Annotated in this window: 14 protein-coding genes; 5 read left to right on the top strand and 9 right to left on the bottom strand. The window is 69.9% G+C overall.

Annotated elements, in window-relative coordinates:
• Positions 1-92: 92 nt before the first annotated feature.
• Positions 93-809: an ABC transporter permease gene (locus L3i22_RS51550; RefSeq protein ID WP_221324670.1), complete on the bottom strand. Its 717-nt coding sequence runs from the start codon at positions 807-809 to the stop codon at positions 93-95.
• The gene (locus L3i22_RS51555) at positions 806-1528 is read right to left on the bottom strand and encodes an ABC transporter permease (protein ID WP_221324671.1); all 723 of its coding nucleotides are present in this window, start codon (positions 1526-1528) and stop codon (positions 806-808) included. Before L3i22_RS51555 ends, L3i22_RS51550 begins: the two co-directional genes overlap by 4 nt.
• Between L3i22_RS51555 and L3i22_RS51560 the strand changes: the two genes are divergently transcribed.
• Positions 1501-2499 carry an ABC transporter ATP-binding protein gene (locus L3i22_RS51560; protein ID WP_221324672.1) on the top strand — a complete coding sequence of 333 codons (999 nt, stop codon included), beginning with the start codon at positions 1501-1503 and terminating at the stop codon, positions 2497-2499. The genes L3i22_RS51555 and L3i22_RS51560 overlap by 28 nt on opposite strands.
• On the opposite strand, the gene L3i22_RS51565 is transcribed toward L3i22_RS51560, so the two are convergent.
• The 7 genes from L3i22_RS51565 to folP all read right to left on the bottom strand — a co-directional run bounded on the left by L3i22_RS51565 (position 2496) and on the right by folP (position 6980).
• On the bottom strand, positions 2496-2990 hold the full coding sequence (locus tag L3i22_RS51565) for a hypothetical protein (RefSeq protein ID WP_221324673.1): 495 nt from the start codon (positions 2988-2990) through the stop codon (positions 2496-2498). The two genes, L3i22_RS51560 and L3i22_RS51565, sit on opposite strands and share 4 nt — an antisense overlap.
• 46 nt (positions 2991-3036) lie before the next feature.
• A complete protein-coding gene (locus tag L3i22_RS51570; RefSeq protein WP_370644327.1) occupies positions 3037-3318 on the bottom strand; it encodes a hypothetical protein in 282 nt (93 codons plus the stop codon).
• A 16-nt stretch (positions 3319-3334) separates the two neighbouring features.
• Positions 3335-4561, bottom strand: a complete 1227-nt coding sequence (locus tag L3i22_RS51575) for an ABC transporter permease (RefSeq protein ID WP_221324675.1) — start codon at positions 4559-4561, stop codon at positions 3335-3337.
• 127 nt (positions 4562-4688) lie between these two features.
• Positions 4689-5222, bottom strand: a complete 534-nt coding sequence (locus L3i22_RS51580; protein ID WP_255657775.1) for a DUF3180 domain-containing protein — start codon at positions 5220-5222, stop codon at positions 4689-4691.
• Entirely contained in the window at positions 5219-5746 is a 528-nt protein-coding gene (gene folK / locus L3i22_RS51585; RefSeq protein ID WP_221324676.1) for a 2-amino-4-hydroxy-6-hydroxymethyldihydropteridine diphosphokinase, read from the bottom strand. Before folK ends, L3i22_RS51580 begins: the two co-directional genes overlap by 4 nt.
• Positions 5743-6108 carry a dihydroneopterin aldolase gene (folB, locus tag L3i22_RS51590; protein ID WP_221324677.1) on the bottom strand — a complete coding sequence of 122 codons (366 nt, stop codon included), beginning with the start codon at positions 6106-6108 and terminating at the stop codon, positions 5743-5745. The genes folK and folB overlap by 4 nt, the downstream gene beginning before the upstream one ends.
• A 62-nt stretch (positions 6109-6170) precedes the next feature.
• Positions 6171-6980: a dihydropteroate synthase gene (gene folP, locus L3i22_RS51595; RefSeq protein WP_221330577.1), complete on the bottom strand. Its 810-nt coding sequence runs from the start codon at positions 6978-6980 to the stop codon at positions 6171-6173.
• A gap of 366 nt (positions 6981-7346) precedes the next feature.
• Between folP and L3i22_RS51600 the strand changes: the two genes are divergently transcribed.
• Genes L3i22_RS51600 through L3i22_RS51615 form a run of 4 tightly spaced genes read left to right on the top strand, consistent with a single transcriptional unit; the run spans position 7347 to position 13331 of the window.
• Complete coding sequence (locus L3i22_RS51600; RefSeq protein ID WP_221324678.1) at positions 7347-7643, top strand: hypothetical protein; 297 nt, start codon at positions 7347-7349, stop codon at positions 7641-7643.
• Position 7644: 1 nt separating this feature from the next.
• Positions 7645-8007 carry a hypothetical protein gene (locus tag L3i22_RS51605; RefSeq protein WP_221324679.1) on the top strand — a complete coding sequence of 121 codons (363 nt, stop codon included), beginning with the start codon at positions 7645-7647 and terminating at the stop codon, positions 8005-8007.
• 31 nt (positions 8008-8038) lie between these two features.
• Positions 8039-11344: an ATP-binding protein gene (locus L3i22_RS51610; protein WP_221324680.1), complete on the top strand. Its 3306-nt coding sequence runs from the start codon at positions 8039-8041 to the stop codon at positions 11342-11344.
• Between the two features lies 1 nt (position 11345).
• Entirely contained in the window at positions 11346-13331 is a 1986-nt protein-coding gene (locus L3i22_RS51615) for an MFS transporter (RefSeq protein WP_221324681.1), read from the top strand.
• Positions 13332-13335: the final 4 nt, after the last annotated feature.

The raw sequence follows: 13335 nt of genomic DNA on the forward strand, positions 1-13335 counted from the left end.
GTCCGGCGGGCGGCCGAGGTGCGGTGCCCGCGTATTGCTCACGTCCTTCGTACCCGGTGGGTACGACAAGATCGGCCATTGATGCCGGAGCGTTATGGCGTGCTCACCGTCACAGCCGACCGGCGCCGCTTCCGAACCCGCAGCGCAGGGGGTGTGACCAGGCGCTGGAAGATCGCCAGGAGGCCCTCCACCAGCAGTGCGAGCAGCGCCACAGCGAGGCCGCCGGCGACGATCTGGCCACCGCCGCCGTTGCTCATCCCGATGCCGAAGCCGGCGCTGATGATCTGCCCCAGCCCACCGCCGTTGACCAGCGCGGCCAGCGCCGCGGTCGCGACCACCTGGACCGACGCGGTACGCAGGCCGGCCGCCAGGTACGGCACCGCCAGCGGCAGCTCCACCTGGCGCAGCAGCTGCCCGCCGGAGAGGCCCATCCCGCGGGCCGCCTCCCGGGTCTCCGGGTCGATCGAGCGCAGCCCGGTGACCGCGTTGGCCAGCAGCGGCGGCACCGCGAAGACCGCGAGGGCGACCACCACCGGCGGCTTGCCGAACCCGAGCGGGGTCAGCGGCAGGATGGTGAGCAGCGCCAGCGTGGGAATGGCCAGGGTGAGGTTGGCGATCGTGACGGCGGTGGCACCGCCCCGGCCGCGGTGGCCGAGCCAGATGCCGATCGGCCAGCCGACCACGCAGCCGAGCAGCACCGCCCAGAAGCTGATCACCAGGTGCTCGGTCAGCCGGTTGAGCAACCCGTCGGGATTGGTCCAGTTCAGCGGGTCGTTCAGCCAGGTGATGCCCTCGTTGAAGTAGCTCACGCGGTCCTCCCCCGGGTCCACGGGGTGAGTGCGCGGCCCAGCCCGGCCAGGATCAGGTCGAGCACCAGGGCCAGCCCCACGCAGAGCAGCGTCCCGGTGAGGATCTCGGCCTTGTAGAAGTTGTTCCGGAAGCCGCCCAGGATCAGGTCGCCGAGGCCGCCCTGCCCGATCAGCGAGCCGACCGTGACGAGAGCCACAGTCGAGACGGTGGCCAGGCGCAGGCCGGTCAGGATGCCGGGCAGCGCGAGGGGCAGCTCGACGCGGAGCAGCCGGCCGAACCGGCCGTACCCCATGCCGGTGGCGGCGTCGATGACCTCGGGCGGAACCTGGGTGAGCCCGGCCAGCGAGTTGCGGACCAGGACCAGCAGCGCGTACATCACCAGGGCGATCAGGACCGAGGTGGTGCTCGTGGTGCCGACGAGTGGGGCCAGCAGCGAGAGCAGCGCCAGCGAAGGGATCGTGTACAGGATGCCGGAGAGTGCGAGAATCGGCGCGGTCAGCGGTTTGATCCAGTAGGCGACGACCGCCAGCGGCACGGCGACGACCAGTGCGAGGAGCACGGTCTGCGCGGTCAGCCCGGCGTGGAAGCGCAGGGCGGTGCCGATGGTGTCGGCGTTCTCGTGGACGTACCGCCAGGAGAACCACGGATTCCCCGGGCCGTCATCCGCGGGTGCGGCCACCGGCGTCAGCGATGCCGGTCCCCAGGACAGGAGAGACATACGTGGACGCTACCGCGGCATCGATCACCCTGGCGGACGTCGGCAAGGTCTATCCGGACGGCACCGTCGCGGTCGACAAGTTCAGCCTCGAGGTGGGCGCCGGCGAGCTGGCCGTGCTGATCGGCGCCTCCGGCTCCGGCAAGTCGACCATCCTGCGGATGATCAACCGGCTGATCGAACCGACCCGCGGGACGATCACGATCGACGGCCGCGACGTCCTGAAGCAGGACCCGGTGCAGTTGCGCCGGCAGATCGGCTACGTGATCCAGAACGTCGGGCTCTTCCCGCACCAGAACGTGCGGGCCAACGTCGGTACGGTCGCCCGGCTGCTCGGCTGGGACCGCAAGCGGGTCAACTCGCGCGCCGACGAGCTGCTGGAGCTGGTCGGGCTGGACCCGGCGCGGTACGGCAAGCGCTTCCCGCACGAGCTCTCCGGCGGTCAGCGTCAGCGGGTCGGGGTGGCCCGGGCGCTCGCCGCGGATCCGCTGGTGCTGCTGATGGACGAGCCGTTCTCGGCGGTCGACCCGATCGTGCGGGCCCGGCTGCAGGAGGAGTTCCTGCGCCTGCAGGCCGCCGTGCGCAAGACGATCGTGCTGGTCACCCACGACATCGACGAGGCGGTCCGGATGGGCGACCGGATCGCGGTGCTGGCCGAGGGCGGCCGCCTGCTGCAGTACGCGACGCCGGCCGAGCTGCTGAGCCGACCGGCGTCCACCGAGGTGCGGGACTTCGTGGGGACCGACCGTGGCATCCGGCGGCTGGCCGTGACCCCGGTCCGGGACGTGATGACCGCCGTCGAGGGCCCGACCGGCGACCTGCCCACCGTGGACGCGTCGGCGACGCTGCACGACGCGCTCGCGATGATGCTCACCGAGAACGCCACCACGGTCGTGGTGACCGAGGCCGGCCGTCCGATCGGCCAGGTGACCCGGACGGCCGTGTTCGAGACGCCCGCGGGGACGGCCGCCTAGTCGCCGGTGCCCCGGCGGCCGCCGAGGGTGGCGATGCCGATGATCCAGCCGACGAACATGCCGTACGCGGCGCCGCCGCTGCTCGCCCCGAAGATGCCGAGCAGCGAGGGGTCGGTGTAGAAGAGCGTGGACAGGAGCGCGGCGAACGCGCCCGCGAAGATGTACGCGGCCCAGCCGGCCAGCAGCTGCGCCACCGTGCCGCGGGCCCGGGCCAACTGCGTGCCCGGGAGCAACACCAGGAACACCAGCGTGAGTACGACGACCAGGATCGCCCGCAGGTCGCCGACGATCACGCCGCGCATCGAGTTGGAACTGTCGACCGTCCACGCCGGCCAGTGCAGTAGATGGAGCCACCAGCCGAGACCGGTCTTCTCGTCGACTGCCTCGTTGACCCAGTCCCCGTACCAGGGACTGCCGAAGATGAGCACGAGCAGGAACGCAGCGAGCGTGCCCGCCCCGGTTGCGGTCTTGTACCTGCTTTCGAGAGCCATGGCCCCTAATTCCCTGGCGGGCCACGGCCTCAAACGACGACTGTCACTACCTCGACAGATAATCGATGAACGCGGCACGCAACAGCGGCTCCTGCTCGCCGAGGTTCCGGCCTTCGAACTCACGGAAGAGCGCGACGGCCTCCTCGACGGTCGGGCCGATCGAGTTCGGCGCGCCGTCCAGGGCGGCGGCCTCGTCCGCGTCCGGCAGGTGCTTGAGCACCGACCAGAAGAAGCGGACGTCGTGCTTCTCCCGAGCCTTGGTGAAGGCGCGTTCCCGCAGCTCTTCGGTGGGCAGGGCGTCCAGTTCGGCGAAGCCGGGCAAGGTCATGCCGGAAAGCATACGTTCAGCGGGTGGCGCCCCACGGGCCGTCGTCCCACCGGTCGCTGCGGGCCGGCTGGGCCGGGGTGTTCCAGGTTTCCGGCATGGTCGGCGACCAGCTGGTGTCCAGCCCGCCGGAGGGCGCGGCGTTCCAGTCCTGGGTGGTCGCGGCGGTGGCCAGGCGACCGTAGGACTCGACGATCCGGGTGGCGATCAGGCCCGCGGCGAAGACCGCGCCGGCGATCGCGAAGAGCGAGATCTGCAGGTCCCGGCGGTCCTGGTAGTCGAGGAACAGGGTCAGCCCGATGACCGCGAAGAGCGTGCCGAAGATCCCGCCGCGGCGGCCGTAGGCGCTCGTCCCGCCGAGCAGCGCCAGGCCCAGGCCGATGCCGGTCCACTCCAGGCCGGTGCCGGGCCGGACCGGGTCGGTGGACTGGGCGGCCAGGATCACGCCGGCGCCGGCCGCGAAGACCGACGAGCCGATCAGGGCCACCAGGACCGGCAGCACGACCGTGAGGCCGCGGCGCCCGGCCGGGTCGCCGGAGGTCCGCATCCGGCCGAAGAAGCGGCGCACCGGGCCGATCGCGCCCAGCATCGCGCCCACGATCGCCAGCAACGCGAACCCGCCGAAGAGCAGGAACGCGCGGCTGGTGGGCTCCCAGTCGCCCTGCACCACGACCGCGTTCACCCGGAGCTGGTCGAAAGTGATCACGCCGAGCGCGGCGGCCAGGGTGGCCGCCCAGCCGGGCACGTGCAGCACCAGGATCAGCACGGCGACGATCAGACCGCCACCGGCCGCGATGATCAGGGCCGGGACCAGGGCCTGCAGGATGCCCTTGTCCCCGTTCTCGGCGAACTGGAACTGGGCGGCCAGCACGATCGGGCCGATCGCCAGGTTCGGCACGCCGGCCCGCAGGGACAGCCCCGCGCCGAGCGTGATCAGGCCGATCGCGGCGCCGGTGACGAGCAGCGCGTCCAGCGCCGGGCGCTGCAGGGCGGCCGAGCTCTCCCGCCAGAGCAGGAAGCCGAGCACGCCGGCCGCGACCAGGAGGACGACCTCCCAGCCCAGGTGGACGCCGAGCCGGTCCCGGCCGTCATCCTCCGCCGGGCCCGCGGTCACCGGGGCGCGCAACGACTGGTCGAGGGTGTTGCCTCCGGTGTCGTCGAGCTGGACCCGACGCCGGTACGCAGCCGGGTCGGTGTCGGCGGTGCTCTCGCCGGGCCGACGGAACGTCGCCTCGTCGTACGCCATGGTCCGCGCCTCCTTACGCCCCCAACCAGCGGTTCGAGGCGCACGCTACTCCGGGACGGGTCGCCCGCCGCACAGGATACGGATACGAAGCGGCCTCAGTTCAGAGCATGCAACGCTGTGACAAGTGTCAACGTCTGCCGGTCTGCCGACCGGTGCCGTCGCCCTCCCGATCGGGGTCGTCCGGCACCCGGCAGGCGCGCTCCAGCCAGAGCGCCGTGCCGATCAGCGCGACCGCCGCGACCAGCGTGGTCGCGACCGTCGGAAGATCCGTCCGGGCCGAGTCGGTCGGCTCCATCACGAGCCAGATCAGGATGCCCGCCGAGAAGCCCGCGGTCAGCGAGCCGACCAGCGAGGACGCCTTGGCGAGCGCGACGTAGCGGGCCACCACCAGCGGCTCGACGCGCGGCGCGCCGGGCCGGCGCTGGATCCGGGCGCTGGTGTTCTGTGCCAGATAGCCCTCGGCCACGGCGAGCGCGAACAGCACGATCGCCGCCGTCCAGGGCAGCGGGGTGACCTTGTAGAACAGCTGGTTGTAGCCGAGCAGCAGCCAGCCCACGGCCGCGCCGACGAGCGCTGCCAGCACCAGTGCCGAGATGCTCGTCGGTTGCAGTGACGGGTCGGTCCGGCGCTCGTTCGGGGAGCCGTCGGGGTTGGTGCTCACGCCGTCGACTCTAGCTTCAGATCCGGACGCGCCGTCACTCCGGCGACGTCCGTGGCGAGTTCCGGCGCGGCGAGCAGATCGGCCAGCGGCGGGTGCCCCGGCAGGCCCTCGCCGGGGTGCAGGTCGAGCCACGGCCGCAGCACGAAGGCGCGCAGGTGGGCGCGCGGATGGGGCAGCGTCAGCTCGGGGTCGTCGCTGATCACCGGACGGCCGTCGGCGTCCCACACGGTGATCACGTCGACGTCGAGGGTGCGCGGCCCGAACCGGCGCGCCGGATCCCGCTCGCGGCCTTCGGCCGCCTCACAGGCCCGGGCCCGGTCCAGCCAATCGTGCGAGGTCGCGGCCGGGTCCCGGACAAAGACCACGGCATTGAGGTACGGCGGTTGGTCCGGATCGCCCCACGGCGGCGTCTCGTAGACCCCGGAGACCTCCCGGACGCCGGCGCCGAGCAGGGCGACCGCGGCCCGCAGATGCGCCAGCCGGTCGCCCAGGTTGCTCCCGAGCGAGAGCACCGCCTCGCTCATGCCGTCGCGCTCCGGCGCAGGGTGACGGCCACGTCGGCGAACTCGTGCGGGATCGGGGCCTGCGGCTTGTGCACGGTGACCTCGGCGGCGGACACCCGCGGGTCGGCCAGGCAGACGTCGAGCAGCCGGTCGGCGAGCCGCTCCAGCAGGTTCACCGGCTCGCCGGTGAGCACCCCGACCAGGGCCGTCGCCAGCTCGCCGTAGTGCACGGTGTCGGCCACGTCGTCGGTCTCGGCGGCCCGGCTCAGGTCCAGGTCCAGCCGGACGTCGACGACGAAGTCCTGGCCCTGCTCGCGCTCGAAGTCGTAGACCCCGTGCCGGCCGTGGGCGCGCAGCCCCGTCAGCGTGATCTGTCCGGTCACCACGGTTCCCCTGTCTCGCTCGTGGTCGGCGGGCGGGTGCTCACGCCGTACCGAATAATTCTTTAGATCTTGGAAAGTCGCGGCGAGCCGGTGGCGCGCCAGACGGCCCGGGCATCGACGGTCTCGCGGACCTCGTGGACCCGGACCCCCCAGGCGCCGGCGGCGAAGGCCAGCAGCGAGGTGGCGAGGGTGGCCGCCTCGCGGCCGTCGACCGGGCGTGGCGTGCCGTCCGCGGCGGCCAGCAGCCGGCCCAGGTAGGTCTTGCGGCTGGCCGCGAAGAGGACCGGGAAGCCGAGGCCGATCAGGACGTCGAGGTGCGCGCTGAGGGCCCAGTTGTGCTCGGCGGTCTTCGCGAAGCCGAGGCCGGGGTCGAGGATGATCCGGCCGGGGTCGACGCCGGCCCCGATCGCGGCGTCCGCCCGGGCCCGCAGCTCGTCCCGGACCTCGGTGACCACGTCCTGATAGGTGGCCAGCCGCTGCATGTCGCGGGAGTGCCCGCGCCAGTGCATCAGGATCCAGGGGCAGCCGGCCGCGGCGGCGACCGCGGCCATGCCCGGATCGGCCAGCCCGCCGGAGACGTCGTTGATCACCGAGGCGCCCGCCTCGAGCGCGGCCGCGGCGACCGCGGCTCGAGTCGTGTCGATGCTCAGCGGCACCCCCCGGGCGGCGAGCCGTTCGATCACCGGCACCACCCGGGACGCCTCGGTGGCGGCGTCGACACGCTCCGCGCCGGGACGGGTCGACTCGCCCCCGACATCGATGATGTCCGCGCCCTGAGCAAACAGAGAAATGCCATGTTCGACGGCGGCGTCGAGCCCTGACCAGCGGCCGCCGTCGGAGAACGAGTCCGGCGTGACGTTCAGGACGCCCATCACGACCGGGTGATCCCGATGCAGCAGTTCAACCGCGGTGACCTGGGGTTCTGTCGGCGGAGTGAGCACGTGCCGAGCGTACGGGGCCAGGGTCTTTCGAACAGGTGTACGATGCCTCGGTGACTCTCATTCATCCATTCCTTCACCTTGGGTAACGAAACGGACGCTTGTTGCTCGCAAGTACGAGCCGTACTCTTCGGAACTGGGCATCATGAAGTGACCGAAGAGAGCAGAGACAAGCATGGCAGTGCCCGAACGGCTCACTCGACGTGGTGAGCTACAGGCAGCACGATATGGGCAGTGCCGTACGGCTTTACCACTGCAGCGTGTCCGTAACCCCCATACCGGACACGGGGAGGTTTACCGATGATTGCCACCGAGCTCGCCGGTCATGTCGCGACGGCGCTCCAGAGCGGTGTGCTCGCCGCCGCTGCTGAGCCAACCGGCATCAACACGTCGGGAATCGTCACTTTCTTCGCGAAGAACATCGCGCCGATCCTGCTCGCGGTGCTCGGCGTGATCTTCATCGGCCGCGCCAGCCGCGGTGAGGTCTCGAAGGTGCTGACCAGCTCCGCGATCGCGATCGTGGGCCTGGCCTTCATCGCCGGCGCGGCGACACTGTTCTTCGTCGGTGACGCCCTAATTAAGTTGATCTTCAACTGAGATGCGGCTCAGGACCGACGACGACATCTACCGGGCCCGCCTGCTCTATCTGGGCCCGCCCGGTTACACGCTGCCGATCCACCTGCCGTACGCGCAGTACGGCATGTTCGTCGTGCTGGTGCCACTCTTCATGGTCCTGCACTACCTGATCACGTTCAGCTTCGACATCTTCCCGGCCTGGGAGATCGCCCTGGCCATGGTCACGACGTCGTACGTGTTCCGGCACGTCGATCCCGATCGGCCGGCCCGGGTCGTCATCCGTACCGCGCTGACCGACTGGCGCCGCACCCGCGAGCCCGCCGCGGAACGCCGCGACCCCAGACTTGTCGCCACTCGTATCCGGGTTCGGGAGGAGTTGGTATGACCGGTTCTGCCATCCTCGGCGGTGTTCGCGCATGACCGCGAATCCCCCCTCGCGCCAGCCGGCTGCCGGCCAGCCCGGCTCCCGTCAGCCCGCCTCCCGCCGGCCGGGGGACTACTCGGCGGCTGATTCTCTGGAAGAGGTCGAAGAGCTTGTCGCCGCGCCCGGGCACGGCGGCGTGGGCGTGTTCCAGGCGCCCAACGCGGTCCGTTCGGCGGCGGTCCCGCTCGACACCACCATGGACATCGACTCGCCCTTCCTCGACCTCTTCGGCGGGGCCGCGCCGGTTCCGCCGCCGCCGGCTCAGCTGCCGCCCCCACCGGCCCAGTTGCCGCATCCGCCGGCCCAGTTGCCGGCGCCGCCGCCGGCCAACGGACGTCGGTCGAACGGGGCCGGTCCAGCGCCGTTGCCGGCCGGTCCGGCGCCCGCCACCAACGGGGCGCAGGGTGCGTCCTTCACACGGGCTCCGGCCGGGCCGGAGCCCGACTTCTACGCCGAGCCCGCCCCCTCCCCTGCCGAGCCCGGCGCCGGCCCCGGGCAGGTCCCGGATGATGTGGACGAGTGGGCCGAGTTCGACGAGTGGCCGCCGCAGCCCGCGGTCGCGCCGCCGCACGTCGCGCCGCTGAGCAGCGCGTCCGCGCCCCGCCTACCGGCCGCCCCGGCGCCGCTCCCGGTGCCGATGCCGGAGAAGGCCCCGTCCCGGCGCAAGGAGAAGGCCCCGGCGCGCCGCGAGCCCAAGCCGGTCAGCCGCAAGGAGAAGAAGGCGGCGCCGCTGCGCCCCCAGAAACTCAAGTTCAGCGACCGCGACCCGGCGATCGAGCTGGCGATCAGCGAGATCGCCGGGCACCTGACGTTCACCCAGAGCACCGTGACGGCGTGGTATTCGCTGCCCGAGGTGCGCTGGGCGTTCCGCCCCGACGCGGAACGGGAGGCACTGCTCAGCGCGATCTCCGAGCAGTACGCCGGCCTCGCCGGGTTCCGCCTGCACCTGCGGCGCACCACCCGGCCGTTCCCGGCCGACGAGTGGGCCCGCGCGGTCGACTCGTTCACCACCAAACCACTGCCCGACGTGCAGGGCGCGACCTCCTGGTCGGACCACCTGGTCGCGGCGCAGCGGCACCTGCTCTCGGTGAACCACGCCGAAGGGCAGACGTTCCTCGGCGTCACATTCGCCCGGCGCTCGCTCGGCGACACGTTCTCCGAGCGGATCCTGCGCGCCTTCGGCAAGGGCACCTCGGAGAACGAGCGCCGCAAGCTGGGCCGGACCGTCGAGCAGTTCGACGAGGTGCTCAACGCGTTCGGCATGCGCGGCCGGCGGGTCACCCCGCAGGAGCTGGAATGGCTGCTGTTCCGCTCGGTGGCGCTCGGCATGTCGCCGCCTGGGCTGCTCTCCCCGGTCTCCAACGGGCACTGGGAGACCGGTGACCTGCTCGCGCTGACCGAGCAGGTGGAGCGGTACCGGACGCCGTACGGCTCCACGGTCAAGCTGGTCAACCGGATGACCGGCGAGGAACGCCACGTCGCGGTCCTCTCCGTCGGCCGGATGGAGCCGCTGGAGATCCCCGAGAAGCACGAGCCGTGGCTGCACTTCCACGAGCGGCTGCCGTGGCCGATGGAGCTCTCCTCCCGCCTCGACATCCTCGGGTCGAACAGCTCGTTCAAGAACCTCGAGCACCGGCTCCGGATGATCCGCTCCCAGCAGCTCGACTACGCCGAGCACGGCATCGACGCCCCGCCGGAGCTGGAACGCCTGGCCAAGCGCGCGCTGGTGATCGGCGACGAGATGACCACCGGCCTGCCCACCGACTCGGCCCGGGCACACGGCTGGCACCGGATCGCGGTCAGCGGCGCCAACCGCGAGGAATGCCTGGAACGGGCCCGCCGGCTGATCCAGCTCTACTCCCGTGAACTGCGGATCTCCCTGCAACACCCGAAGAACCAGGACCAACTGGCCCGCGAGTTCATCCCGGGCGAGCCGATCGCCAACACCGGGTACGTCCGGCGGATGCCGGTCAAGCTGCTGGCCGCGGCCCTCCCCCAGGCCGCCTCCACGGTCGGGGACAAGCGCGGGGACCTGATCGGGCGGACCTCCGGCACCTGCCGCCGGCCGGTCTTCCTCGACCTGCACTTCCCGATGGAGGTGCGCGAACGCTCCGGGCTCGGCGTCTTCGTGGCCGAGCCGGGCGGTGGCAAGTCGACCCTGATGGGTGCGCTCGGGTACCTCAACGCCCGGCGCGGCGTGCAGGTCACCCTGCTCGACCCGTCCGGGCCGCTCGCCCGGTTGTGCCAGATGCCGGAGCTGCGGCCGTACAGTCGCGTCCTGAATCTCACCGGCTCCGAGCAGGGCACCCTCGCTCCCTACGCGCTGATCCCGACCCCGGTCCGATCCGAGTTCTCCACCGGCCCGAGCGGCGACCGGGAGTTCGAGATCGCGGTCTCCAACGCCCGCGCCGAGCGCCGCATGCTGGTCCAGGACATCTGCTCGATGCTGGTGCCCCCGCAGGTGGCCAAGGAGGCGTCCACCGCGACCCTCCTGCGGCACGCCGTGCGACAGGTCCCGGCCGAGGAGACGTCCACCCTCGACGACGTCGTCACCACCCTGCGGAACCTGGACGACGACGAGGGCCGCGAACTGGCCAACCTGCTCCTGGACACCGCGGAGATGCCGCTCGCGCTGCTCTTCTTCGGCCGGCCGCCACAACACCTGCTCGGTGCCGACGCCGCGCTCACCGTGATCACCATGGCCGGCCTGCGACTCCCCGACCTCAAGATCGAGCGGGAGTACTGGTCGGCCGAGGAATCCCTCGCCCTGCCGATGCTGCACACCGCGCACCGCTTGGCGGTCCGGCGCTGCTACGGCGGCTCGATGTCCAGCCGCAAGATGGTCGGCCTCGACGAAGCCCACTTCATGGAAGGCTGGCGCTCCGGCCGCTCGTTCCTGGTCCGGCTCGCCCGCGACTCCCGGAAGTGGAACCTGGCCGCGCTGGTCGCGTCGCAGAACCCGCGCGACATCCTCGGCCTGGACGTACAGAACCTCGTCTCGACCGTCTTCGTCGGCCGGATCGCCGAAGATCAAGAGATCGCCTCCGAAGCCTTGCGCCTCCTGCGGGTGCCGGTCCATGACGGGTATGAGGCGACACTTGCCTCGCTCTCCCAGGTGGATACGTCGTCGCAGCATCGGCTCGGCTTCCGGGAGTTCGTGATGCGGGATGTGGACGGGCGGGTTCAGAAGGTTCGCGTCGACGTTTCGTACGTCGAAGGGCTGCTGGAACATCTGGACACGACGCCTGGAACACCGGCGCCTGCGGTGGTGCCGCTTCCGTCCGACCTGGAGGTTTGAGATGGTGCGGCGGGGGGTGGCGCTGTTTTCGGCTCTGGTCGTGATGGTGGTCGCATCAATCGCCTGGGCGGTGGCAGCGCCAGCCGGCGCCTACGCAGCCCCAGCCAAAGCACCAGGAGGCGCCTGCAGCGTCGAAGAATGGAAAACGAATCTCAGCCAGTGCGTCAATCGGCTCATCGAGACGGTCGGCGACAAGGCGAAATGTGAAAACGCGCCCATCCCCAGTACCCCGGATTCCGGCCTTGCGGGCTGGTTTGCGGAAAGGCCGGCAGCATCTAGCGAACCCGGCCCCAAAGGCATGTACACCCTGTACGGATATGCCGGATACAGCTTGCCAAGCTACGATCAGAACGGCGGATGCGCTGCTGCGGTCACCGAAGCCGATTCGCGAGTCGAAACAACCATCGCAAACGGTGAGTTTATGGTCGCGACCGCAACCATTGGGGCCTCGAATGCTCTCCGTGAACGCGCCTGGGATCCGCAGTCGCTTTGGGGGTGGGCCGACACCCTTGTCGAACAGGCAACAAAGGCGGTCTACGAGAAGGTATTTACCGTATTCGGTGTAATCACTCTCGCAGTAGTCGGTCTGTATCTGCTTTGGCGCTCCCGGCAGGCAGATATGGGCGCAGCCACCACAACGGCCGGGTGGGCGATTTTGGTCATGGTCGGCGTTACTGCAATCGCGGCATGGCCCGTCCGCTCAGCCAACATTGCCGACCAGAGCCTTGTTACATCACTCAGCGTAATCCATGATGCAATCGGCCCTCAGCCCCAAAGCGCAGGCCCTGGAACGGACTGCAAGCTCGGCAAGGCCGATGCATGCACCGATAAGCGACCTCCTGCAGTCCGCGCAAGCGATACGGCAACAGAGACTATGCTTTATCGAAACTGGCTGCGCGGTATTCTAGGGTCGGCGGATAGCGAGACCGCCCAAAAATACGGCTTCGCACTTTATGATGCGCGCTCCTTGCGATGGGACGAGGCCGAAGAAATTCGGAAGAATCCCGCTCTTCGAGATGCCATGATCGAACGCAAACAAAATCAGTGGAAGGCGCTTGCCGCGCAAATCAACACTGAGGACCCGGAAGCATATCAATACCTGACGGGCACCAACGGCATGGAGCGTATCGGGTCCGGATTCATCGCCGCACTCGCCGCACTCATGTTTGCCATGTTCGACCTCACAGCCTCAATCCTCGTACTTCTCGGATTCCTAATCTTTAGATGGGCCGTCATCGCGGTTCCCATTCTGGGAACAGTCGGTCTCCTCCGTCCCGCGAGTGCCGGGATTCGACGTCTCGGAAACGCTGTCATAGCAGCCCTCTTCAACATCGCCATTTTCGGCACCGGTTCTGCGATTTACCTCTTCGCCGTCGATTTGATTATGAACACGGCGACACTCCCAGGATGGCTCCAGGTGGTCCTGGTTTGGCTGTGCGGCGTGGTCGGGTGGCTTCTGCTTCGTCCATACCGGCGCATTACTCAACTCGGCGGTAAGGACGGCGCCGCTGCCATCGCATCCGGAGGATCGTGGCACCGTCGGTTCTTCCGTGACATGCGGGAGGCGGCGAAGTTCGACATCGCGGAGGGCGGTGGCACCCGGGAGCCGACGTTCGGCAAGGATAGCCGGACGGTCTTCGTCGAACCGCGGAACATGCGTCCCGAGTCTCGGTTGGAAGATCCGTCGCACTCAGCTTCAACCCGCCGCGAGCCGACCCACACCACTGCGGCAGACGACTCGAAGCTGCCGGTGCCAACGCGACCGGACGGCAAGGAAACGGTCCGCAACGAAAGACCGGTCGCGGAATCAACAAGTGACAGGACCAGCAGCGGACGTCCTGCTCAGACTCGGCCCAGGACCCGGCGTACCGAATGGACCGAACCGGACGTAGTCGAGCAGCCGGCGTCGTACACGATCTACCGACCGGCCACGGGCTCCACAGCCCAGGAGCCAGTCACCCCGCGGGTGCGTTCCGAGGCACGGTGATCGC

Origin of the sequence: Actinoplanes sp. L3-i22 (assembly GCF_019704555.1) — a bacterium.
Taxonomy (GTDB): Bacteria; Actinomycetota; Actinomycetes; order Mycobacteriales; family Micromonosporaceae; genus Actinoplanes.

Excerpts from the sequence above, each read along its gene's own strand:
- L3i22_RS51560 (WP_221324672.1), top strand. The coding sequence starts at position 1,501 with ATGCCGGTCCCCAGGACAGGAGAGACATACGTGGACGCTACCGCGGCA.
- L3i22_RS51555 (WP_221324671.1), bottom strand. The coding sequence starts at position 1,528 with ATGTCTCTCCTGTCCTGGGGACCGGCATCGCTGACGCCGGTGGCCGCA.
- L3i22_RS51565 (WP_221324673.1), bottom strand. The coding sequence starts at position 2,990 with ATGGCTCTCGAAAGCAGGTACAAGACCGCAACCGGGGCGGGCACGCTC.
- L3i22_RS51570 (WP_370644327.1), bottom strand. The coding sequence starts at position 3,318 with ATGACCTTGCCCGGCTTCGCCGAACTGGACGCCCTGCCCACCGAAGAG.
- L3i22_RS51575 (WP_221324675.1), bottom strand. The coding sequence starts at position 4,561 with ATGGCGTACGACGAGGCGACGTTCCGTCGGCCCGGCGAGAGCACCGCC.
- folK (WP_221324676.1), bottom strand. The coding sequence starts at position 5,746 with ATGAGCGAGGCGGTGCTCTCGCTCGGGAGCAACCTGGGCGACCGGCTG.
- folP (WP_221330577.1), bottom strand. The coding sequence starts at position 6,980 with ATGGGCGTCCTGAACGTCACGCCGGACTCGTTCTCCGACGGCGGCCGC.
- L3i22_RS51600 (WP_221324678.1), top strand. The coding sequence starts at position 7,347 with ATGATTGCCACCGAGCTCGCCGGTCATGTCGCGACGGCGCTCCAGAGC.
- L3i22_RS51605 (WP_221324679.1), top strand. The coding sequence starts at position 7,645 with ATGCGGCTCAGGACCGACGACGACATCTACCGGGCCCGCCTGCTCTAT.
- L3i22_RS51610 (WP_221324680.1), top strand. The coding sequence starts at position 8,039 with ATGACCGCGAATCCCCCCTCGCGCCAGCCGGCTGCCGGCCAGCCCGGC.
- L3i22_RS51615 (WP_221324681.1), top strand. The coding sequence starts at position 11,346 with ATGGTGCGGCGGGGGGTGGCGCTGTTTTCGGCTCTGGTCGTGATGGTG.